Raw genomic sequence first — 24,468 nt, forward strand, 5'->3', positions numbered from 1 at the left:
TAGTTATTTAGTATTTAAAAGTTAATCAAACATATTTCCAAAACCGCCACTCTCTTGCTTGTCTTCTTGTGTTAGTTTGTAATTTGGATTCTTGTATTTCTTAGAATCAGGAACATAATCTTTTCCTGTTTTTATTTTATCAGCTAAGGTGTCTAATTGAGAATACAATTCATCACTATCTATATCATACTTACTGGTAAGCATATCTATGTCTGATAAGTTCTCTTGCGTTCTGGCAATATCCATAGCAATAGTTTCTGTAATTACGTCTAAAGCATATTCTAACTCCCAGTCTTTTGTAAAATGCATGGCAGATTTTGCTCCTTCTGTAGCTTCTCTTGCAGATTTTGCAAAAGCATACTCTTTCTCTAGCATCTGAATAGTAACTTCAAAATCTGATATCTTGATATCTATTGCTGTTCCTGCTAAAGTAAGTTTGCGGTCTAATTTCCCCATGACATTAGCACGGCTTCCATATTTTTGAATAAAGCTTTTGCTTTGTTCTAGTTGATGAGTTACACGTTGTGATTCAGATAATTTCTTAGCCAACGCACTATGTAATTCTACATACTCATCGGTATCTTTTCCTGCAGAGCCTTTCTCTCCTACTAAACGTTCCATCTCAGTTTTAATCTTCTGAGCTTGTTTCTGTAAGGTTACAACACGGTCTTGATATTCTTTTGCTTCTTTCTCAGCTTTGAAAGACTCTGCTTCCATATTGCTTTTTAAAGCTTTTATTTTTGCTTTAGACTCTTTAAAAACTTTTCGGTTTCTAAGCATCTTCTGCTTTTGCTCGTGCAGCTCCCCAAATGGATCGTATTTTATTAGCGATTTATGCAACGCTCTTGTTAACCTACGCAGCCCTTTGAAAATAACAGGAAGCATAAGGATAAAGAATACTACAAAGATAGCAACACCGGCAAGGGCAATGATTTGTCCTAAGGCAGTGAAAAGCGGTGGTAGGATGTAAACCCAAGCGCCATAACCAACGGCAGCAAACAAGGCTAGTTTTATAGCGGTATTTAACCCTTTTTCACCATTTCTCCAGTTGTTAGGGTTTAATGAAATTTCACCCTTTTCGTCATCAAAATGCTTTAAAATAGGTAAGTCTAATACATGACTTTTTGATTCTTCAGTATTCATTTAAGGGTATTTATAGGTTGATTTTAATTCCGTCTGCTACTGTTGTAATAATCTCCAGAATTTTTGTTTTCGCGATATCATTCGCAGTAATTTTTTGTTCTATATCGGTCATCTCAGTAGAAGTGCCATTTTCCAGCGCATTTAACTGATTTTTCTTATCACTAGCCTGAGTTTGTAATTGAAGAATTTGTTTTTCCAATTCGGCTATCTCCGTAGATAAGGTTTCTTTCTGATGTAATAAGCTAGATTGAAATTCTTCTTTTTTGGCATTCCCCTTGGTGTGGTACTGCTCGTGCACATCATTAATTTCTTTGATGTAAAAATTTGCACCATCTAAAAGCGACTCTTTGGTTACTTTAGCATCAACACTTTGGGCCATAGTAAAAGCCATTTTATATACATTAGGGTCGTTAGAACCTACGGCTTTTATCGCTTTAAAAAATTCATAAAAATCATAACCAGGTAGGTTTAATGATTCAAATCCAGATTCATACATTTCAATAACACTATTTAAAATAGCGTTATCGATGTTAGAAGATGTTACTTGGCTGCGCTGAGGAGCACTACTTTGTGGAAACTGAGTGCTAGATGATGTTGGTGTTGGTTCATTCGGAAAATCAATCTTTTCTTCTGATTTAGAAGTAGTGGTCGTTGACGCATTTTCGTCATTTACAAAAAGTGATTTCCAATTAAATTTTTCTTTTGCCATGGCAAGGGTGGTTATCTTTTACTGTTAAAATATGTATTGTTGCAGTATTAGGCTATAAAATTAGGTAATTTTACCTATTATAGCTTATTTACTACTTGTTAAATGCTATTTTCTTCTCTTTTTATAGGTATTCGATATTTCAACTTTGTTACAAATTATTTTGCAAATTTATTCCAAGCAACTCTCAATACTATCATTATAACTGCAAAGACTAGCAAAAGTTGTGTAAAGCCTCCTAAGAATATCACTCCAAAGTATGACCTCTGAAGTATGAATAATAGGACAAATGATATCCCTATGATAATAATTAAACTAGATAAGCGCGTAAACCCTGGTAATTTAGACATTTTAATTTTTCTATTTAAAATTAGAAGAATTAATATCATGGCTACTATGGGTAAAAAATAGGTAACCAAACCTAGTTGAAACATGCTTGAGCCCAGAAATAAAATATTATATAGTAATAAGAATAAAGCTAAAACGCCAGGAATAGTCACCGCATATACTAAAAAAGACATGACATATTTTATCGTACTAATATTTTTTGCATTTACGATGTAGGTGCAAAGTAGCGCCAGCACCAGTGCTATCCCAAAATAGTAGAGAACAGCAGCATGGTGCGAGTCAAACCAGGTAATAATATCTTGTATGCTCATATATTTTAGGAATTTTCAGTATCAAAAACGCTAATCTCTTTTACGGCGACAGCTATTTCAGGAATATCTTCTTCAGTAATCGTGATTAAGATTTCTTCAGTTATCGGAGTAATATTGACAATTCTATTGGCTTGCCTTTGAATTATTTTTTCGAATAGATTACGCATGGTTCTAGCATTACCAAAGCTTTTATGTCTTTTATCATAAACGCTTATGATAATTTCAGAAAGTTTGTCTTCAGCATCTGGGGTAAGTGTAAAATCAGATTTCTTGGTTATTAACTTAAATATGGCTAATAAAGCATCTGGTTTGTAATGATCAAAATTTAAATAGCGATTAAAGCGAGATTGTAGCCCAGGATTAGATTGGATAAAAATCTCCATTTCATCAGGATATCCAGCAACCACAACAACGAGGCTGTCTCTTAAGTCTTCCATACGTTTTAAAAGAACTTCAATGGCTTCTGATCCAAAGTCATTTAATCCGCCAGAGGTTAAAGAATATGCTTCGTCTATAAAAAGAACTCCGTCTGAAGCAGCGCTAATAATTTCATCGGCTTTTAGTGCGGTCTGCCCAACGTAGCCTGCAACCATACCAGATCTATCTGTTTCTACTAAATGCCCCCTCTTTAAGTACCCTAAATGTTTAAAAATTCTTCCTAACATTCTTGCTACCGTGGTTTTTCCTGTTCCAGGAGGTCCCATAAAAACAAAGTGGAGTGACGTTTTATTGGCTTTTAAACCATTCTCTTCTCGTATTTTTTGAACTTTTAAGAAATTGATAAGATCATTTACATCTTTCTTTATCTCTTCTAAACCAACAAGTTCGTTTAACTCTTCTAAGACTTTTTCTATCGTATCATCTTCAGGAACTTCTATGTAGTTAGAATGGTCTAAGCTTCTTTTTGGGTTGGTAATTTTTTTAGAAATAGTCTTTAATAACAGCTCCTCTTTTTCGGCGACCACACCATCAGCTTGTGCCATTAATAACGCAATCCTATTTAAAAAGGAAGCTATGGCATCAAACTCATTACTTTTTATTTTATCTAAAATTAAAGTAGAAATGTATTCTGTTTTGAGGGCTTCTTTAGGCTGAAAAAAAGAGGTGTCCTGGATAAGCTGCACATTAGCATCAAAATGTTTCGCTAAGGGTAACTTTGCTAATTTTTGAATATCAAAAGACTGAGCAAGATCTTTTCCTTGAAGCTTTTCATAAAGAAAAATAAGGGTAAATTTTATCTTGTTTGGTATTCTTGATTTTGCATTATAAGTTAAGGTAAAGGTATTGTATAAAGTAACAATATCTCTCAGAACCAAATGTTCTACTTTGTATTGTGTTCCAGAAAAACTTTCATCAGTAATTCCTTTCAAAGCGCTTTTAAATTTATGATCAGCATTTAATGAAAGACAAATACTCCAGGCTTTGTTTCCTTCTTTTCTCAATACATCTATAAATTCAGGCGTAATAGTATCGTGGTCTTGGTTCATTTTGTTGGTGCTAAGCAATACGTTGCTTTTGGGGCTTTAAAGATAAGTATTTTTAATAATCATAATAACCAAAGTTATTTCCTTGGTTGGGTCTGTACACTTCGGCTCTTGGGCGCTCTCTTAAAAGAAACTCTTCTATCACAACGTCTGCAATTTCCTGGTCGGTGTCCGTATCCTCAATACGGTAGCCGCTATTTTTATAAAATGGCTTCGCTTTTAATTGATCGCTAAGTTCGTATACAGCTATATACATTTTAAAATTCTTGTCGTAATCACTACCATCACTGTGTTTAAACAGATATCCAACATAGGCTTTGTCTCGGTAGGTTATTTCTTTTTTAGCAATAAATAAGACAGAGTCTTTCTCTTTGTCAATATTCTTTCTATCAAATAATTGTGCTTCGGCTAAGTGTTTTTGAGTTTTGTATGGAGAAGGGAATAAAGATAGTTTTTCTACTGCCTTTAATTTGGTGAATAATAAATTTCTACTCTCCATATTTTCTGCTAGCTCATGGAGTGCTTCATTATTTATAGCATTAGGTGTATGGGCTAAAAGTGCAGCTTTAGTGGTTTGTATGTCTGCATCTTCCAATAAGTCTAACTTTTCAAAAAACAACTGCACATCTTTTTCTTTGGAAAAAGGATGTAGTAGCTGTACATAGTCTTCTAAGACAGAGCTTTTAGAACTGACGTATAAATTATCATAATACTGATTGGTATTTCTTTTGCTGTTTTTTCCTAATTCCCTTTTAAGTTGAATTTTGGCATCATTCAACATTTGCTTGCGGTATTTTTTATAGCTGCTTGGTTTTACCAAGCCCTCTGCCTTCAATTTAGCTAAAAGAGAAAATATTGATGATTTGTATTCTTCAATAGCACTATAGTCTAAAATTTCAGGATATAGCTTTTTGGCTAGTGGCAAGCTGTCCATATAAGGTTTAAATATTTGATAAATTTCATAAGAACTAGAAACTAATGGGAGGTCTACCGCCATCAGCTCTAAAAGCTGCTCGGCAGATTCCGTAGTGCTTTTTTTTGTTATAGCCTGTAGCACTTTAGTCTGAGAAGAAGAGTTGTTGTAAGATTTTTGATAAAAATTAGTATAAAAATCAATGGTTTCAGATTCATCAATGGCTGCTAGTCGTTCTATTAAGTAACTCTGGATGTTTTTCTGACTTTCTTTGAAATGAAATTCGGTTATAATATTCTTCAGTGAATCAATATGCTTTTTCTCAAATTGAATAAAAGGATAGCCATTGATTACAATGCTATCATTATTTCTTAAAGCTTTAAAAAACTGATTGGTTTTATCTGCTAAAATATCTTTCCCTAGAATGGTATCTAAAGGTTTGAAATTGTCAAAAAATTCACGGATGAACTTGCTGGGTTTACTAACAGTGTCTACCACAGCTTGCATTTCATATAAAGCTCCCCCTTTAAGAATATTCTTGATTAAGATGCCTCGTGTACTTGCAGTATCGGTTAAAGTTATCTCAAATTCACTATATCCATTTTCACCATGGGTGATTTTTTCATGACGGGTATTAAATTTTTTATGGGCGTATAGTTTTTTTCGTAAAGACCAAACGGAGTCAATACTGCTAAACATTAAAAAATCATGCGATTTATTTAACTGAACAGTAATGGCTTCATTATTTTTGTTCTGATAAACGCTTCTTTTAGTGTATGCATTGTAAGGTTTAATCTCCTTTTTATTGTAGCCATTACTGTTCACTACAAATAGGGGAGGCTTTATAGAAGTAACGGTAGTAAAAAACAGTGCGGTATCTTTTACTTTAGAAAAGGTTTCTTTATATATAGTAGGTTTAATTTTAAAAGAATCAAAGTAACTAGCAGCGTCTTCATCTTTTGTAGTTAAGATTCCCAATAAATAATATTCATCACCCTTAATTTTTGTCATTAAGTGAAGTTTTTCTCCACTTAAAGTATCGGTTGCGGCAAAAGATTTTAAACTGTTATTGGTAAAGTTTTTATAAGTTCCTTCTAGTTCTAAGTTCTGATAGAAACGATGTTGAATTTGTTTCAATTCAAAACTGTCCTCTTCAATGTAATTGTAGTCATGAAGCGTAGCTTTTTTTAGAAACCGATAGGTATTATTTTTAAGATCTACGCCTTGTATAAATCTATTGCCAGTTCTTTTGGTATTGGTAAACGTGTAATTAGAGGGCATTGCTACTTCAAAATCATCATAAACAGAAGAAACCTTCTTCATAGTATTAGTGATTGTTTTAAATTGTAAGCTATTGAATATTGTATCAGAATACTGCTGTACAAAAGTACCTTGACCACCCATTTTAAAAATGATGATCTCTAAAGGAGTCACAAAAATCTGGTACCGCTGGTGTTCGCCATTTTTTAAAAGATTCTTTACATCAATTCCTTTAAAGCCATTTTTGGAAATTCTGCTTTTCGATACAATTTTCCCGGGTATATTTTCAAATAAGAGCTGGTCAATATCTTCTATACTGTAGAGGTCGTCTTTTTTCAAATAAGAGTACGTAGGAATTCTATTTACTGTAAAGAAACTTCCGTTGGCTAAATCTGGCGAGACGTAGAACGTATTAGAGAACTCGGCTATTGGGTATAGCTTATTAGGCAGCGATACTGAGAATAAAGAATCATCTACCGATTGGTATATATAGTTATTTTCTTTGATTTTGTCTTCAAATTCTTCTTTTAATGTAGTTCCCTTAGAGCTCGTTTTAGAAGTAAGAGCTTTTACCGTGTATCCTTTTTTACGCAACAAAGCAATAACACCATGTTCCCCGGGTAAATGAGCTGCGCCAATGCCTGCAAATACTTTAGAATAGGTAATGAGAGAATCTAATTTGGTAGCCATGTTGCTATTCCTTGTGTACAGCATATTTTCCAAATAATACGGGGTGTACATGCCTTTATCAATAGAATCTAATAAATTAATGTTTCGTTCTCTATACGCATCCTGTAATAGTTGCAACGGTTCTTGTTGTTGCATTTTCTTTTGAAGCCATTCTGCAGGTTTTTCTTTTAGGCTGTTAAAGCTCGCACGGCCTACAAGGGCTGTAGATTCTTCAAGATCTTCTAAGGCGATCACAGGTTTATTAAATTTTTTCCCTGCCTGATAAATGAACATATCTAAATACGTGTCCTCTTCAAAATTTTGAGATGTTCCATCAGAGCGGTATAAGATGTTGTTAATCATCTGATCTTCAAAACCTAAATAACTTGAGATTTCTACTTTTTGAGGATTGTCAATTTTAAACGCATTGGTATAAAACCCTTTTGCCATAAAGCTTTCTCCAAAGCCAAAACCCATGCTGTCTTCATTTTCTAACCATGTATTTGGGTCTGATTCTAAGGCAATTACCGCACTACTATTTAAAGCCTCGTAAAAAACGTCATCTAAGCGAAAAGCAATTTTTTTGCTTACGTGCATGGTGCCATAGAGATACGAACTTTGTTTTAAGCCATTCCCAGAAATTTCCCAAAGAAGGCTATTTTTCTCTTGCGCATTGCAGGTAACATAGCAGATAACAAATAGTAGACTAAAGAATAAACGCATTGATAATTTTGGTTTAAAAAGGTTTGTAAGCGTTGTGGTTACTACTTATAACGGTACTATTCCGTTTGTATTTTTGAGTCGTTTAAATTTTTTAAAATGACGCGGGTATGCGGTAGGCTATCCGGATAGTTTTTTTGTAAAAATGAAATAAGTTTCTCTCTGACTAATACACGTAAATCCCATGCAGTAGGAGAGTCTTTGGCGCTCATCAAAGCCCTAATTTCTACCGTGTGTTCTTTAGAGTCTGTTACTTGCAATACGTTCACTTCGCCATCCCATAACTCCGTACTATGCAGTATTTTGGTAAGCTCTGCCCTCATTTCATCAAATGGCACATTATAGTCTGTGTATAAGAATACAGTTCCTAAAATATCTGAGGATGTTTTGGTCCAATTCTGAAAAGGCTTTTCAATGAAATAGGTGGTTGGGACAATTAATCGTCTTTTGTCCCAAATGTTGACAACCACATAGGTAAGTGTAATTTCTTCAATGCGGCCCCACTCACCTTCTACTATAACAACATCATCAATTTTTATGGGTTGTGCTATGGCAATTTGAATTCCTGCTAAAATGCTAGCGAGCATCTTTTGAGCAGAAAAACCAAGAATAATTCCTGCAACTCCTGCTGAAGCAAAAATACTTACTCCAATTTCGCGAATGCTATCAAAGCTCATCAGAGCAATGCCAACTGCAAAGATGATTAATAAGAAAATCACAATTCGCTCTAAAATATTAAACTGGGTATATATTTTTCGTGCTCTTAGGTTGTTCGATGCGCTAACGTCATAGTTTTCAATTACTTTTTTCTTGATAATTCTGATACTGGCAATGAGCAGCCACGTAATGGCAAAAATTATGAGAAGAGTACTCAATTTTTGAAGCACAAAGGTTACTTCACTTATGCCAAGGTTTTGATGAATAACCTTAATCCGAATTAGAATACCTATAAAAAGAAGAAATATGGGTTTCGTAATTCTCGAAATACTCTGTCGGTCTAACAGGTATTTAGGGTTCTTGCCAAATTGGCGTAATATTTTAACGGTGATGTATTGTAACGCAAATAGACTTAAAATGGCAACAACTATATACACTAAGGCGTTTGGCTTTTCTAATAAGTTTTTAAGCATAATTGTTTTAGGTTTAATTTACGGGTCTTGCAACATAAGAAAATGATACTTTTTTGGTGTTAAATCGATGTGAAAATTGAATTTAACTATAATATCATAAATAAACTAATTGGTGGTTTTAAAGGATTTGAAATCAGCATGTAGTATTTTTGTGGTCTGAAAAAGAAAAATTAAAATTATGAAAGGCGTTTTATTGGTTAATTTGGGTTCACCAGAAAGTCCTACGGCTAAAGATGTTAAGCCGTATTTAGACGAGTTTTTGATGGATGAAAGAGTAATTGATGTTAATAATATTCTTAGAAACATTATTGTACGAGGAATTATTCTTCAAACAAGACCTAAAAAATCTGCTGAAGCGTATGCCAAAATATGGTGGGAAGAAGGCTCACCTCTAGTTGTTATTTCGGAAAGATTTGCAGAAAAAGTAAGTAAGCAAATTCAAATGCCCGTAGCTCTTGGTATGCGATATGGTAAGATGACAATTAAAAACGCAATGCAGGAACTGAAAGAAAAAGGCGTAGATGATGTAATTTTAGTGCCGCTTTATCCTCATTATGCCATGTCTTCTTTTGAAACAGTGGTGGTTAAAACAATGGAGGTAAAGGACGCGTATTTTCCTGAAATGAAGATCACCACCTTACCCGCTTTTTATAAAAATCCAGAATATATAAAGGTGCTTTCAGAAAATATCGCCAAACATTTAGAAGGCTTTGAGTACGATCATATTTTATTTTCATACCATGGTATTCCAGAGCGCCATATCCGTAAATCAGATCCAACAAAATTTCATTGTAAAATAGACGGTAGCTGTTGTCAAACAAATTCGGTAGCACACCACACTTGCTACCGCCATCAGTGTTACGATACCACAGAAAGTGTAAAAAAATACTTAGGCTTACCAGAAGATAAAGTTAGTGTATCTTTTCAGTCTAGGCTGCCTAATGATCCATGGTTAAAACCCTACACCGATTTTGAGTTTGAGCGTTTTCCTAAAGAAGGGAAGAAGCGCCTGGCGGTTATTACACCAGCCTTCGTATCCGATTGTTTAGAGACTCTTGAAGAGATTGCTATGGAAGGGAAAGAACAGTTTCAGGAAGCAGGCGGTGATACCTATAAACATATTCCCTGCTTAAATGATGATGATTCATGGGTGTCAGTTATGGCAGCATGGTTAAAAGACTGGGAAAAAACAGATAAACTGCCAGCATAATGGCAAATGTATCTGCAGATCAATTAGGATCAGAACCTATAGGTAAATTACTTATCAAGCAAGCCGTACCTGCCTCTATTGGTATTTTGGTGATGTCTCTTAATGTTCTGGTAGATTCTATTTTTGTAGGTAATTGGATTGGGTCTATTGCAATTGCTGCTATTAATGTAGTATTACCTGTTTCATTCTTTATCGCAGCTCTCGGAATGTCTGTGGGTATCGGCGGATCCAGTATAATTTCTAGGGCTTTAGGGAGTAATCATAAAGAAAAAGCCTTAAAAACATTTGGGAATCAAATAGCGTTAACACTTTTTATAACTATCGGTATGGTTATACTGGGGTTAACGTATGTAGACGCCATTATCCCGGCCTTTGGTGGTAAAGGCAGTATTTTTGAACCCGCAAAAATTTACTATACGATTGTGTTATACGGAGTTCCTTTTTTGGCACTTTGTATGATGGGGAATACCGTGATTAGGGCAGAAGGGAAGCCTAAATTTGCCATGATTGCCATGATCATACCATCTATCGGAAATTTAGTGATGGATTATGTTTTTATCTACATTTTTGATTGGGGAATGGCCGGTGCTGCTTGGGCTACGACCATTGGGTATTTATTATGCTTTTCCTATGTATTGTATTTCTTTATTTCAAAAAATTCAGAACTAAAAATTGGGTGGCATCATTTAAAATTTGATTTTCCAGTTTTAAAGGAAATCAGTTCGCTAGGTTTTGTAACCTTAGCAAGACAGGCGACTACCAGTATCGTTTATTTATTAATGAATAATATACTGTTTGGTTTAGGAGGAGAAGCTATGGTAGCTGTTTATGCTATAATAGGTAGAATGCTGATGTTTGCGCTGTTCCCAGTATTTGGAGTAACACAAGGTTTTTTACCTATTGCCGGATTCAATTATGGTGCAAAAAAATACCAAAGGGTACGAGAGAGTATTGTCACGGCCATTAAATATGCTGCTATTATGGCAAGCGTTGTGTTTGTTGGTCTAATGATATTTCCGGGAGAGATAGCGTCCTTATTTTTAAGTTCTAAAGAGGGTATTCCAGCTAGTGAGTTGGCTGTTAATGCTTATGTTTTAGAACATACGCCAACGGCCATGCGTTTGGTATTTGCTGCAACGCCAATTATCGCCTTACAATTAATTGGTGCTGCCTATTTTCAGGCAATCGGGAAAGCTATTCCTGCGCTTTTGTTAACCTTAACAAGGCAAGGTTTCTTTTTTATACCGTTAATTATAATTTTACCTAATTATCTAGGTGAATTAGGCGTGTGGCTTGCGTTTCCTATAGCAGATGTCTTGGCCACTGTGATCACGGGATACTACTTAAGAAAAGAGATGAAACGAGAATTGAGCTAGTTTTTAGCTGATGGTAATTTCCTCATAAGATTGTCTAATTAGTTCTTCGCCGTATGTACGTTCTAACTTTCGGATAGCAAAATGTGCATGCGCCATGCGTTGAAAATGATGAATGAAGGCTAAATTTATAGCACCACCACCTGCAGCGCCCAAGACAGGAATGGCTTGCGCTACAAACTTTTCAGAAACTTGTATGCTAAATCGGGAGGCAATAGCTCCTAAAATTTGTAACAACGGATTAGAACTTCCCTTTAACATTCCGCCTACTAATTTTCCAGCGCCACTTGTTGCGCCTTTTATTGTAGAGTTTAGGGTAATTCGGGTGGCATAATATCCCGTTTCAAGGTGGTCATCATGTGTGCTTTTTCCTCCTAATGCAAAAACCTGTAAGCAGGCAAGTTGTGTGTCTAACTCCGTAAGGTCTTCACCCTCGCTACGAGCAATATCCATAATGGAACGCATCATAAATTTAGTAGCAACCGCTAAATCTGCAGAAAAAGCAACGATGCCAAAAGTGCCTCCTAAAATACCTGAAGAAGTAACGAGTGCTTTATAGGTGTTATTCAATGGGGTTGTTAGTGGCTTATTTGTTTTCATAGAGAGCAAGTTGGTTTTAACTACTTTTTGTAAGGTCTTATAACTTGCTTCTTGTAACCATTTTTGCTGTTTTTGTGGCAGCAGCTCTACCTTATTTTGAATGATATTTCCAACACTATTTAATCCTTTCATGGCCCATCCAATTTCTTCCATCTGCTGCTTAGCCTTGGTTAAAATCTTTAAATCGTTTTCCGTGAGTTTAGGGTTTGATATAAGTTTTGACATGTGTTCAGTAATTTATTAATGTAGTATATAGGTAGTGAAAAGTACACAATTGTTACATCTTTTAGCGGTCTTGTTACCGATAAAGGAAATTATATTTTCAGTTACGTTCAAATCTCCTTAATTTAGAAACGACTAATTTCAATGAACATACAATGAAAACCAACTACCTCAAAAATAGCATGATCCTGCTATTACTTTGTGTACTGCCGCTTACGGCCTTGGCACAAAAAAACAAAAAATCAAAACAAGCTACTATTCAAATTCCAGAGACTTTGTATTCTAGCTTAGAATATAGATTGTTGGGGCCGTTTCGTGGGGGGCGTTCTGCTGCCGTAACCGGCGTTCCAGGGCAACCAAATTTGTTTTATTTTGGAGCAACAGGTGGTGGTGTATGGAAAACGACAAATGGGGGTCGGGAATGGGAGAATATTTCTGATGGCTTTTTTGGAGGGAGCATTGGGGCTATTGAGGTTTCTAAAAGCGACCCAAATGTGATTTATGTAGGAGGTGGTGAAAAAACACTTCGCGGTAATGTATCTTCTGGATACGGCGTTTGGAAAACTGAAAATGCAGGAAAAACATGGGTCTCTGTAGGCCTTGAAAAAAGTAGGCACGTGCCTAGACTCCGGGTGCATCCAACCAATTCTGATATTGTTTACGCAGCGGTTTTAGGTAATATTTATAAACCAACACAAGAACGGGGTATCTACAAAAGTATAGACGGTGGTAAAAATTGGAAAAAAACACTTTTTGTTAATGAGCAAGCAGGAGCTGTAGATCTGGTATTTGATCCTAATAATCCTAGAATTTTGTATGCTTCTACTTGGCGTGCAGAACGTACACCTTATAGTTTAAGTAGTGGTGGTGATGGCTCTGCGTTGTGGAAAAGTACAGACAGTGGAGAGACGTGGACAGAGATTTCTAAAAATGAAGGCTTCCCAAAAGATACTTTAGGGATTATCGGCGTAACCGTTTCACCGAAAAATTCTGATCGTGTATGGGCCATTGTAGAAAATAAGGAAAAAGGTGGCTTGTACCGCAGCGATGATGCGGGTAGTACATGGACGCAAGTTAATGATGAACGTAAATTACGCCAACGTGCTTGGTATTATACGCGTCTTTATGCGGATACAGAAGATGAAGATGTGGTATATGTTTTAAATGTAAATTACCATAAATCTAGTGATGGCGGAAAATCATTCTCGACGTTTAATGCGCCGCATGGTGATCATCATGATCTTTGGATTGCTCCAGAAAATTCTAATCGCATGATTATTGGAGATGATGGTGGTGCGCAAATTTCTTATGATGGCGGTGAAACATGGAGTACCTATTACAACCAACCTACCGCACAATTTTATAGAGTTACAACAGATAACGCTTTTCCTTATCGGATTTATGCAGCGCAGCAAGATAATTCTACACTTCGCATCAATCACAGAAGTGATGGGCGTAGTATAGATGAAAATGACTGGGAAGAAACGGCAGGGGGAGAATCTGCTTGGATTGCCGTAGATCCTACCAATGATGATATTGTGTATGGAGGTAGTTATGATGGCTTTTTAACGCGTGTTAATCATAAAACAAAAACGGTAAGAGGTATAAATGTGTGGCCAGATAATCCTATGGGTGCTGGGGCCGAAGCCATGAAGTATCGTTTTCAATGGAACTTCCCTATTATATTCAGTAAGCATAATCCCAAAAAATTATATACTTTTTCTAACCATGTGCATGTTTCGGAAAATGAAGGACAAAGTTGGACGCTTTTGAGTGATGATTTGACTAGAAATGATCCTACGAAACTAGGCTCTAGTGGTGGCCCCATAACACAAGATAATACGAGTGTAGAATATTACTGTACCATTTTTGCGGCTAATGAAAGTCCGCTAAAAGAAGGCTTGCTTTGGGTAGGTAGTGATGATGGTTTGGTGCATGTCACTAAAGACGGTGGTACTTCTTGGACTAATGTTACTCCTGCGAATATGCCAGAATGGGCTATGATCAATAGCATTGAGCCTTCGGCATTTGATGCCGGTACATGCTATGTTGCAGCAACACGATATAAATTGGGCGATTTTGAACCTTACTTATATAAAACTACAGATTACGGTAAAACGTGGCGTAAAATTACAAACGGGATTGATGAAGAGCATTTCACGAGAGTAGTGCGCGAAGATCCTAAAAGAAAAGGATTGCTCTATGCTGGTACGGAAACAGGAATGTATATTTCCTTTGATGATGGGGCCAACTGGAATCCGTTTCAAATGAACTTGCCTATTGTGCCTATTACAGATTTAGCGATCAAGGATGATAATTTAATTGTGGCCACACAGGGTAGAAGCTTATGGATTATTGACGACTTAACCGTACTGCACCAACTCAATACTTCTGATAAAGATAAAGCGACTATTTTATTTCAGCCTAAAGACGCTTACAGAACAAAAGGGCGTGCAAGTAAAAAACCATCTAAAACTGCGGGCCAAAACCATCCTAACGGGGTAATTACACATTTCTATTTAAACAGTTTAAATGAAAAAGATAGTATTGCTTTAACCTATTTGAGTATGAAAGGTGATACCCTTGCTTCTTTTTCCAATACAACAAAAGAAAAAGAGCAAAAATTAGATCTTAAAAAAGGAGGGAATACGCATGTTTGGGATACGCGTGGAAAAGGAGCAAAGAAATTAGATGGGATGATTTTATGGTGGGCTAATTTAGACGGAGCAAAAGCAGTTCCCGGAACCTATAAAGTAAGCCTATCGGTGAATGGAAAAATAGCTACGGAAGACTTTAAAATTTTACCAGATCCTAGAGCAGAAGCTTCAGTAGCAGCTATGCAAGAACAGTTTAATTTTATAGCAGATATTAATGCTACTATTGATAAAGCGCATAGCTCTATTGAAAAAATTAGAACAATTACGAAGCAGCTAGATGCTTTTTCAAAGCAATATAAAGGCAATGAGCAAACAAAGGCTTTATTGGAGAAAGCTAAAGCAATGAAAGAGAAATTTGGCGAAGTAGAAAAGGCCTTATATCAAACGCAAAACAGAAGCGGGCAAGACCCTTTGAACTTTCCAATTAAGTTAACCAATAAACTTGGGCATTTAAATAGCTTGGTAGCTATTGATGATTTTCCGCCTACGGCGCAAGATATCGCAGTTAAAAATGAATTGACTGCCGAAATAAAAGCACAATTAAGTACTTTTGATGCGCTGATAAGTAAGGAGATGAAACAGTTTAATGAAGAATTCAATCAGCTAAAACTTAACTATTTATTTGTAGAGGAATAATGACAGAACTATACGGTTATATAAAAGCATTGCATTTAATTTTTGTAATCACATGGTTTGCAGGGCTTTTTTATGTCCCAAGACTATTTATAAATCATATAGAAGCTTCCTTAAGACCTTCTCCAGAAAAAGAAATCTTAACAAAAGAATTTAAATTAATGACCAAAAGGCTATGGTATATCATTACCTGGCCTTCGGCCATTTTAGCCATAGTATTCGCAATTTGGTTGCTAGTGCTCCTTCCGGCTTGGTTACAACAACCATGGATGCATGTGAAACTGGCTTTTGTAGTACTGCTTATTTTGTATCATCTTAAAAACCACCAAATTTTTAAACAATTACAGCGCGACGATATAAGGTATACGTCTAACTTTATGCGTATTTGGAATGAGGGTGCTACTATTATTTTATTTGCTGTGGTTTTTTTAGTGGTCTTAAAAAGTACGATTAGTTGGGTTTATGGCGTTGTAGGAATTATAGCTTTAGGGGTATTACTTATGTTGGGTATTAAATTATACAAACGTATTAGAGCTAAAAATCCAGATGCTTAATTGGTTTTGACCTTAAAAGCCTTTTGGTGTGATTATTGTTACCTTTAAAATTCAGCAAATTCAAACAATAAAGCGTGTTCAATAAAGTTTCTCTCAGGTCCCGTATTTTTATTTCAATGATTGTTTTGGTGTTATTGGCATCAGTCCTAATTGCTGGGGTTACCATCTATCAATATGGGGAACAATCTAAAGATTACCATGAAGATCGTTTAGAGCGTAAAGAGGAGCAAATCAAAGAAAATATACGCTATACATTACAGCGTACTACCTACGTCCCTACAACAGACAATTTAGATCTTATTTTCAAAGATGAAATTTATCAAATTGCCGATGTGCTGAATGTAAATTTCAATATTTATGATTTAGAAGGCGGACTCATAAGAAGCTCTAGGCCAAAATCTAAATTCCAAAACGATTCGATATCGATGTGCTTAACGCCAGAGGTTTTAAATAACCTTAAGAATAGCGTAAACTCTAGGTATTTAGAAGAGAAATCTGCAGCAGGAGATAAATATCAAGCTTCATACACCTATATTACAGATGGTAAGTTTAAGCCTATTGGGATTTTAAATCTGCCGTATTTTGAAGACAATTCTTTTAATGATCACGAATTAAAAGAGTTCTTATTGCGTTTAGGAGGTGTTTATGTTTTTATGTTGTTGATAGCAATTCTTTTATCCTACATCATCTCAAAATACATCACCAGATCTTTACAGACCGTTTCTGATAAGATGAATGCCACATTCTTAACCAAACAGAATAAAAGAATTAGTGTCGGTAATCCATCAGAAGAGATCGGGAAATTAATTAATGCCTATAATGCGATGATTGATGAACTAGAGATTAGCGCTGTAAAATTAGCAAAAAGTGAACGGGAGCAAGCATGGCGAGAAATGGCAAAGCAAGTGGCACATGAAATTAAAAATCCGCTTACGCCAATGCGTTTAACCGTGCAGAGCTTTGAACGTAAGTTTGATCCTGAAGATCCTGACGTTAGGTCTAAGCTAACGGAATACTCAAAAACATTAATTCAGCAAATAGATACCATGAGCAGTATTGCTGGGGCATTTTCCAATTTTGCCGAAATGCCTGCACAGCAAAATGAAACCCTTAATGTGGTGAAAATTGTGAAGTTAGGTTTAGATATATTTAATGAAAACTATATTCATTTTATTGCCGATGAAGAAGAGATTATCGCTAAACTAGACCGTACGCAATTAATTAGAGTGCTTACTAATTTGGTTAAAAATGCCATCCAAGCTGTTCCAGACGTTGTAGATCCAAGAATATTGGTAACCGTATCTTCAGAAGGTAATTATGTAAAAATTGCTGTAGCAGATAATGGTATTGGGATAGAAGATGAGTTTAAAGAAAAAATCTTTGAACCAAAATTTACGACTAAATCTAGCGGAATGGGTCTTGGTTTAGGCATGGTTAAAACCATTGTGGAAACCTATAATGGGTCTATTGACCTTACCTCGCAACCGGGAAAAGGAACTGTTTTTACGGTGAAATTCCCTAGGATAGTGTAATTTATACCTAAGTATATATGAAGCTTCTTAATTTTTCTATTCACTACAAAATACATTTTCAATACCTACAATTCCCCCTTTGAAGGGAGTGCCCGCAGGGTGGAGGATGTTGAAGTGGAAGAACAACAGTAAGCTTAAAATTAGTAATTGAGATCAGCAGCGGTAAGCGGGCTAAGGGCTTTTTAAATAGTCATAAAATGAAAATAAAAAAAAGATATGGTAAACATGGTGGCTATTTACCCCATTGTGTGGACAGGGATATTACTAGACGCATAAAAAAAGAAGAGGCAAATAACCCTGAATATTATATTCGAGTAGATGATCAGTTTTTTATAAAAAATGAAGCTCTAGGAAGTGATATTTATAAATATTTTGGATTTCTACTTTGTGGATTATTATTATTTACTACCATTTTAAGATTTTCTGTGGGTGAAGAAATAAATTTTTTTTCATCCTTTCTTTTATTTTTAATTGGAATTCTGTTTATTTTTTATGATTACAGGCACCCAAAAAAAGAACTAATTTTAGATAGAATGAATGGGATGATTACGTTCCCAAATTATTTTTATTTCAAACCTTTCACCATGCCTTTTGAAGATTGCTTAGTAGCATGGTCCGTTAAAAATTCTACGGCACCTATGCTATCACTATTACATCCTAATGGTTTTACAAGTACAGATGTTATGGGTGCAGATATTTTGGAAGATTGGTGTTTTATGAATTGGTATATGGATAAAAACAGACCCTTACCCCCAGGCACTGCTTTTGATGAATACAGGTTGCAAGATTTTGAACGCAGAAAGGCAGAAGGTTTTCCTAAACCCTTATATCCAAGCAATATACCTACGCCAGAAGCTACAAAAGAACAACAAGCAGAACGTAAGAAAATTGGTGGTTGGTAGCTAAGCACATGCATGAGTAAATCCTTATGCTTTATCACAAGGAGAGCCGCTAGTTGCCAATCCATACGCTTTTAGGGTAGTTATAAACCCGATAGAGCAAGTAGCGGTGTCATCATTTTGTAATTTTAATTTCTAAGAATTAAAATAGAAACAGATGATCACAGAAAATAAAAATCAACATAAAGACAGAAAATACGGTGGCCTAGATAATACGGTGCAGCAAAACCATAGTTTAGATCAACCATTAGAGGATAAAGAATCTACTAATAATTTAGGAGAAGATGTGGCGCAGCCTGTTAATAATGGTGGAGTAGAAGCATCAATCCTAGATTTTGATTTAGAAGAACAGTGGTTAGCAGTACGCGATGAGTACTTGGCGCACTATCCAGATATATTAGAATCTGAAACTCAATATGAAAAAGGAAGTTTCAATACCATAATAGAAAACTTAGCGAAGCGAAGACAGCGTACACCAAAAGAAATCCATACCGAAATTAAAAATTGGAATGCAAAGAAATAATTCTATTTCTTAAGCGAAGTATAGGTATAGTGAGACTAAAGTGTTTTCTGCTATACCTATATTTGTTTCTTATTTGTTCTTATCATGAGTCATTTTAAAGAAACGTTGAAGAATCCGGTGTGGTTTGCACTTAGTGAAGCACATGAGAAATTATCGGTTACATATAACGGAGTTAAGTTTTATGATCCAGAAGTTTGTCCGTTTGGGGCCTTTACAGATGCTGCCAACACAGCCGAAGCCTTAAATGCCTATGCGAAATCGTGTGATAGTTTCTTTCTGGTTTCTGAATTTGATATTCCTACCTATGATAGCAATCATATTATTTTAAATCGAAAAATAGAAGGCTGTCAAATGGTACTTAATTCTTTGATTGAAACGCCAATAACTGAAACGATAGTGCGCCTTACAGAGGATGATATGGAGGATATTTATAATTTAGTATGGCTTGTAATGCCAGGATATTACCGCAAAAGAACCTTTGAAATGGGCGAATATTACGGGATATTTAAAGAAGGTAAATTAGTGTCCGTTACTGGGCAGCGCATGCAAACCGATGATTTCGTAGAGGTAAGCGCAGTAGTAACACATTCAGACTACGGACGAAGAGGGTTGGCTAAGCAATTGGTATACCATGTAACTCAGCAAATTTTAAAAAATAATAAGAAACCCATTCTACACACTACAAAAGGGAATGCGGCAATACCCTTGTATGAAAAATTAGGGTATCAGTTAACACGGGATATGAATTGGTGGCATTTTTCCCTTAAATAAAAAAAATAGCAAATACATTATTTCAAATTACCTCAGATACTGCATAATAATTTGATTCTGAGAATCTTATTATGGCAAAATGTTTGGGATGTAATATTCGGAACCTTTTTTTTGAAACTTTAGGCTACTTTATAATAGAATATTTTTAGGACACTTGCGTTAGAGAGACTTAAAGTTCTTTAAATTCTAGGCAAATTAAAGTCATGAAATAAAGAATTTTAAGGTCTGAATAAGCTGAAAAAGACCTTAAAGATGAGTAGGCATTTATAGCAAACCTAAACAACTTACGCATGAAAAAATTATTAGTACTATCAGCCGCATTACTTGGTATTTTCTTTACTTCTTGTAGTAGCGATGATGATGATTCTGGAAACCCATTAATAGGCTCTTGGGGCTTTTTTCAAGATGAAAATGCAAATGGAGAATTAGAAGAAGGAGATGAATGTTCTAAAAAATTAACATTGATTTTTAGAGAAGATATGTCTTTTGAGCTTGAAGCTTATGGAAGTATTACTGGAGATCCCGATGAATGTGAGAAAGATAGTGATAGCGATACAGGAACTTGGGCTATTCTCTCTGAAGGTTTGTTAGCTATTACATATAGCGAAGGAGATGTAGAACAAGGAATGTACAGCATTGATGGGAATACACTTACAATTATCAATGAGTATGAGTCGAATGGAGAGACGGAAACAGAAAGAAGCATCTATATCCGTAAATAATTGATCATTAATTTATATAAAAAAAGCCAAGATACTTTAAACTAAAGTGTCTTGGCTTTTTTTGATTTTATTGCGAAACCTCTAAACGAATAAAAAGCAGTCTTCACAGTTTTTTATTTCCCCATAGTAGGTCTCTCTGTATTTGTGTAGGGTCTTTACAGGAAAGCCTAAAAAGTATTTTTTTATGTAGGTTACTTTTGTCTGTAAACTCCCCATTTTTGTAGTGTGTCTTTGTTCTGTTTTTGTTTCTCTCTTAATGTGTATTAACTTCATAAAATTGTAATGGATTAAGGCTATAGTATATCATAAAGAAAGAAGATTCCAAAAATAAAACGTTAAGATTTTGTTAGTGTGTTCTTAGCGGCTAAGCCTTGTTTTTAAGAGGTTTTCTGGTCTTTGTCATACCTACGTATGACATATATTTTAATGTTACGAGTAGGAGTCAGATTGTGTTTCAATGCTATTTCAAAAATCTTAGCCTAAATTTGTACCATATGCTATATAGCACTTATCTTTAAATGGATTATTAAAATAACTACCTATGGAATTCGAAAATATATTAGTAAATCAACAAGAGAATATGGCTACGGTGACCATTAACCGTCCTACTAAATTAAATGCATTAAATAGAGATACCATACAAGAATTACATGATGCTTTTAAAGCCCTGAATAAGGATAAATCAGTCAAAGTAATTATACTAACCGGAAGTGGCGAAAAGGCTTTTGTTGCTGGAGCAGACATTGCTGAATTTTCAGATTTTTCAGTAAAAGAAGGTGGCAAGCTTGCTGCAAAAGGTCAAAAGTTATTGTTTGACTATGTAGAGAATTTAGCGACCCCTGTGATTGCTGCAGTAAATGGTTTTGCTTTGGGTGGCGGATTAGAACTTGCTATGGCCTGCCATTTTAGAGTAGCTAGTGATAATGCTAAAATGGGCTTGCCAGAAGTTTCGTTAGGAGTAATTCCGGGATATGGAGGTACGCAACGTTTACCACAATTGGTTGGAAAAGGGCGTGCTAATGAAATGATAATGACGGCTGGAATGATTGATGCTCAAAAGGCACTTTCTTATGGTTTGGTAAATTATGTGGTAACACCAGAAGAATTAATGCCACTTTGTGAGAAGTTAGCAGGTAAGATAACGAATAATTCATCTGTTGCCATCCGCTACGCAATAAAAGCAGTAAATGCTGGTTTTAGTACTGATACTGATGGCTTCGATAAAGAAATAAAGGCTTTTGGAGAATGTTTTGGAACCGATGATTTTAAAGAAGGAACTACAGCATTTTTAGAAAAAAGAAAAGCACATTTTGAGTAACTAGCCGCGTATCAAATAACTTAATTATATATAGTATGCCTACTAAAAATATATTTTTATTGCTCTTTTTTGCTTTCTTCAGCCTCATGAATGCTCAAGAAATGCCGGTTAAATACACCTTTGGAGAAAAATACCATGACCGGTACAAGTATTCAAATTTATTAACTATTGCTCCAGATGGTAATGGTGGTAGTATTATGGTGCGGTCTTATTACACGGGTATTATTTTAAAACCAAGAGGGTACTTTATAGAACATTATAATGCTAATTTAGAATTGGTTTCTGAATTTAATTATAAGCTTAAAGATGCAAATTATGTTGATGCATTTGTGAGAAATGGTCAGGTTTACTTGTTGTTCTTGGATTATAACCATGGCAAGAAAACGTATGATTATGTTATCCATCAGAGTCCATATGAAAAATTTGACTTCAAAACTCAGAAAATACTAGAGATTGAATCTGACCCTGTAGAACAGCCTTTAGATCGTAATTATTACAATAGAAATTTTGGTTCAGGTTTTACAACAACTGTTCTTTTTGACAAAGCAAAATCTGCTTTCGCCATCAGTGCGCATCATAAAAAAGGAAAAGATAACAAACATAATATTTATGTCTTTGATGCTGGTTTAAAAGAGTTAATGCATTATGATTTTTCGGATGAAATAGAAGAAAAAAACTATGCCTTTGAAAATTTAGTGATTTCAAAAGATAAACAAGAAGTGTACTTAACGGCCAAAGCGTATTTTAAAAAGAAACGTTTTGCAGCAAACGAGCGTAAGTTTCAGTATGAATTATTACAGGTAACCAATGATGGAGGTAAAATTCAGAATTTTGCAGATCCAGGAAAGTTTCCAGAAGCATTACAGCCATTGCTTGTTGCGGATAAAGTGGTGTGTGTAGGTTTTTATTCTAACAGGAGAGACAACCGCTATAACGGCATCGCGTATTTTGATATCAATCCAGCTACCATGGAAATCGCTACCAACAAATATCATGAGTTCTCAGAACAATTTATGTTAGATAAATTTGGTAGAGATGAAGACAAAGACATTAAAAATTTAGTGTTTAAAGGTGTTGAGGTAACTAAAGAGAATGATATTTTGTTTAATGCAGAAGAGTATTTTGTGACGTCTAGCATACAAAGAGACCCTACAGGTTCTAGTGTTAAAATTAGCCGATACCACTATAATGATATTGTAAGTGTAAAATTGGCAGCAGATGGCGCCATGCTATGGGCAAGAAATATTAATAAGACCGAAGTTACACAAGGAGATCCAGCATATACCTCCTATTGTTCTTATACGAAAGACGGAGATACCTTTTTCTTTATCAGTACCGCTAGTGAAAATCCACAATTGTTGAGTGATGAACGTATCATGTTTAAGCAAGGTCTTGGAAGAAACAGAAACATTTTTCTGATCAAATTGGATGCACAAGGTAAAATGAGTTACGAAAAAGTAATTGATAACCAAGAAGCTCGTCTGCCTTTAATGGTGTCTATGCCATTGATTAACAAAGCTGATGAAAATTTAATTTTCTATGCAAAACGTGGCACAAAGAAACAGTTGGTTAAAGTTAATTTTTAAAGCAAATTACAAAGGCTAATTTTAACAACAATTAAAATTATATATTGGATTTATTCCATAATTTTGGAATAAATCCAATTCATTGCATTCAAAAAACTATATTAAAGGTAGAGGTGCGCAGCACAATGCCACCAATAAATTTTCGGAATTTAAGTATGAAACGCGTGATGATTTCCTTGAATTCTGTCGCATAGAAGGTGAGGAAGCAGATACGAACAAGACTCAGTACCTTCCTATCTTTCCTAAGACCATTGTGAATAAGGTCACCAGTCCTGATATTGGAATGGAATATAGTATGAATCCCTATCAGGGATGTGAACATGGCTGTATCTATTGCTATGCACGTAATACGCATGAATTTTGGGGGTATAGTCCAGGGCTCGATTTTGAACGAACTATTTTAGTTAAAAAAGATGCGCCAAAACTCCTAGAGGCAAAACTCAAGAATAAGTACTGGAAGGCACAAACTATTGTTCTTTCAGGAAATACAGATTGTTACCAACCTGCGGAGAAGCAGTTTGAATTAACAAAATCTTGTCTAGAGCTATTTTTGAAGTACAAACATCCTGTGAGCATTATTACTAAAAATGCATTAATTCTGCGCGATTTAGAGCTTTTAAAAGCCTTAGCTAAAGACAATTTAATATACGTAAATGTTTCTGTTACTTCTTTGTCTGAAGAAACAAGAAGACTTCTAGAGCCTAGAACTACTACAATTAAAAAGCGCTTAGAGACTATAAAGGTATTAAGTAAAAACGGAATTCCAGTAAACGCTATGTTGGCCCCCATTATCCCTGGAATAAATAGCCATGAAATTTTAAATCTGGCAAAGACTGTGGCAGAAAATGGGGCAAGCTCTTTTGGATTTACTGTTGTGAGATTAAATGGCGCCATTGGACAAATTTTTACGGATTGGATACAAAAAACAATGCCAGATAGGGCTTCAAAAGTGCTTCATCAGATAGAAGAATGTCACGGAGGAACATTAAATGATAGTCGCTTTGGTTTACGGAGCAGAGGAGAAGGTATAATAGCGACGCAAATTCATGATTTAATGCGTTTAGCAAAAAGAACTTATTTTAAGAATAGCAATACACTTCCTTTAAATACTAACTTACATGAATTACATAAGGACGGGCAACTTAAATTATTTTAAGATAAAATTGGCACGAGGCCATAGAAAG

Annotated in this window: 20 protein-coding genes; 12 read left to right on the plus strand and 8 right to left on the minus strand. The window is 35.3% G+C overall.

Annotated elements, in window-relative coordinates; all coding sequences use genetic code 11:
- Positions 1–21 precede the first annotated feature (21 nt).
- The 6 genes from M666_RS05900 to M666_RS05925 all read right to left on the minus strand — a co-directional run bounded on the left by M666_RS05900 (position 22) and on the right by M666_RS05925 (position 8,684).
- On the minus strand, positions 22–1,143 hold the full coding sequence (locus M666_RS05900) for an MgtC/SapB family protein (protein ID WP_024482193.1): 1,122 nt from the start codon (positions 1,141–1,143) through the stop codon (positions 22–24).
- A gap of 10 nt (positions 1,144–1,153) precedes the next feature.
- The gene (locus M666_RS05905; protein WP_029447370.1) at positions 1,154–1,852 is read right to left on the minus strand and encodes a hypothetical protein; all 699 of its coding nucleotides are present in this window, start codon (positions 1,850–1,852) and stop codon (positions 1,154–1,156) included.
- Positions 1,853–2,007: 155 nt separating this feature from the next.
- On the minus strand, positions 2,008–2,508 hold the full coding sequence (locus M666_RS05910; protein WP_029447369.1) for a hypothetical protein: 501 nt from the start codon (positions 2,506–2,508) through the stop codon (positions 2,008–2,010).
- Between the two features lie 5 nt (positions 2,509–2,513).
- Positions 2,514–3,995: an AAA family ATPase gene (locus M666_RS05915; protein ID WP_029447368.1), complete on the minus strand. Its 1,482-nt coding sequence runs from the start codon at positions 3,993–3,995 to the stop codon at positions 2,514–2,516.
- A 52-nt stretch (positions 3,996–4,047) separates the two neighbouring features.
- A complete protein-coding gene (locus M666_RS05920; protein WP_029447367.1) occupies positions 4,048–7,557 on the minus strand; it encodes a TraB/GumN family protein in 3,510 nt (1,169 codons plus the stop codon).
- 56 nt (positions 7,558–7,613) lie between these two features.
- Positions 7,614–8,684, minus strand: coding sequence for a mechanosensitive ion channel family protein (locus M666_RS05925; RefSeq protein ID WP_029447366.1), 1,071 nt, complete (start codon positions 8,682–8,684; stop codon positions 7,614–7,616).
- Between the two features lie 178 nt (positions 8,685–8,862).
- Here M666_RS05925 and hemH point away from each other — a divergent pair, with 178 nt between their 5' ends.
- The gene (hemH, locus tag M666_RS05930; RefSeq protein WP_029447365.1) at positions 8,863–9,894 is read left to right on the plus strand and encodes a ferrochelatase; all 1,032 of its coding nucleotides are present in this window, start codon (positions 8,863–8,865) and stop codon (positions 9,892–9,894) included.
- Positions 9,894–11,270: an MATE family efflux transporter gene (locus tag M666_RS05935; protein WP_029447364.1), complete on the plus strand. Its 1,377-nt coding sequence runs from the start codon at positions 9,894–9,896 to the stop codon at positions 11,268–11,270. The genes hemH and M666_RS05935 overlap by 1 nt, the downstream gene beginning before the upstream one ends.
- 3 nt (positions 11,271–11,273) lie before the next feature.
- Here the strand turns inward: M666_RS05935 and M666_RS05940 are convergent, their stop codons facing one another.
- The gene (locus tag M666_RS05940) at positions 11,274–12,092 is read right to left on the minus strand and encodes an EcsC family protein (protein WP_029447363.1); all 819 of its coding nucleotides are present in this window, start codon (positions 12,090–12,092) and stop codon (positions 11,274–11,276) included.
- A 152-nt stretch (positions 12,093–12,244) separates the two neighbouring features.
- Here M666_RS05940 and M666_RS05945 point away from each other — a divergent pair, with 152 nt between their 5' ends.
- The 7 genes from M666_RS05945 to M666_RS05975 all read left to right on the plus strand — a co-directional run bounded on the left by M666_RS05945 (position 12,245) and on the right by M666_RS05975 (position 20,380).
- Positions 12,245–15,382 carry a WD40/YVTN/BNR-like repeat-containing protein gene (locus tag M666_RS05945; protein WP_029447362.1) on the plus strand — a complete coding sequence of 1,046 codons (3,138 nt, stop codon included), beginning with the start codon at positions 12,245–12,247 and terminating at the stop codon, positions 15,380–15,382.
- Positions 15,382–15,933: a CopD family protein gene (locus tag M666_RS05950; RefSeq protein WP_024482183.1), complete on the plus strand. Its 552-nt coding sequence runs from the start codon at positions 15,382–15,384 to the stop codon at positions 15,931–15,933. Before M666_RS05945 ends, M666_RS05950 begins: the two co-directional genes overlap by 1 nt.
- A 116-nt stretch (positions 15,934–16,049) precedes the next feature.
- Positions 16,050–17,465 (plus strand): sensor histidine kinase, encoded by a 1,416-nt coding sequence (locus tag M666_RS05955; RefSeq protein WP_024482182.1) that lies wholly within the window; start codon positions 16,050–16,052, stop codon positions 17,463–17,465.
- Positions 17,466–17,662: 197 nt separating this feature from the next.
- Entirely contained in the window at positions 17,663–18,367 is a 705-nt protein-coding gene (locus tag M666_RS20470) for a hypothetical protein (protein ID WP_029447361.1), read from the plus strand.
- A gap of 154 nt (positions 18,368–18,521) precedes the next feature.
- Positions 18,522–18,887: a hypothetical protein gene (locus tag M666_RS05965; RefSeq protein WP_029447360.1), complete on the plus strand. Its 366-nt coding sequence runs from the start codon at positions 18,522–18,524 to the stop codon at positions 18,885–18,887.
- An 84-nt stretch (positions 18,888–18,971) separates the two neighbouring features.
- Entirely contained in the window at positions 18,972–19,658 is a 687-nt protein-coding gene (locus M666_RS05970) for a GNAT family N-acetyltransferase (protein WP_029447359.1), read from the plus strand.
- Between the two features lie 290 nt (positions 19,659–19,948).
- Positions 19,949–20,380 carry a lipocalin family protein gene (locus M666_RS05975; protein WP_029447358.1) on the plus strand — a complete coding sequence of 144 codons (432 nt, stop codon included), beginning with the start codon at positions 19,949–19,951 and terminating at the stop codon, positions 20,378–20,380.
- Between the two features lie 81 nt (positions 20,381–20,461).
- On the opposite strand, the gene M666_RS20615 is transcribed toward M666_RS05975, so the two are convergent.
- Positions 20,462–20,653 carry a hypothetical protein gene (locus M666_RS20615; protein ID WP_029447357.1) on the minus strand — a complete coding sequence of 64 codons (192 nt, stop codon included), beginning with the start codon at positions 20,651–20,653 and terminating at the stop codon, positions 20,462–20,464.
- 268 nt (positions 20,654–20,921) lie between these two features.
- On the opposite strand from M666_RS20615, the gene M666_RS05980 reads away from it, so the two are divergent.
- From M666_RS05980 to M666_RS05990, 3 genes are all read left to right on the plus strand, one after another.
- On the plus strand, positions 20,922–21,698 hold the full coding sequence (locus M666_RS05980; protein WP_029447356.1) for an enoyl-CoA hydratase/isomerase family protein: 777 nt from the start codon (positions 20,922–20,924) through the stop codon (positions 21,696–21,698).
- Positions 21,699–21,733: 35 nt separating this feature from the next.
- On the plus strand, positions 21,734–23,284 hold the full coding sequence (locus M666_RS05985; RefSeq protein WP_029447355.1) for a hypothetical protein: 1,551 nt from the start codon (positions 21,734–21,736) through the stop codon (positions 23,282–23,284).
- An 82-nt stretch (positions 23,285–23,366) separates the two neighbouring features.
- Positions 23,367–24,440 carry a PA0069 family radical SAM protein gene (locus tag M666_RS05990; protein WP_029447354.1) on the plus strand — a complete coding sequence of 358 codons (1,074 nt, stop codon included), beginning with the start codon at positions 23,367–23,369 and terminating at the stop codon, positions 24,438–24,440.
- Positions 24,441–24,468: the final 28 nt, after the last annotated feature.

Source organism: Cellulophaga baltica 18 (assembly GCF_000468615.2).
Classification (GTDB): Bacteria; Bacteroidota; Bacteroidia; order Flavobacteriales; family Flavobacteriaceae; genus Cellulophaga; species Cellulophaga baltica.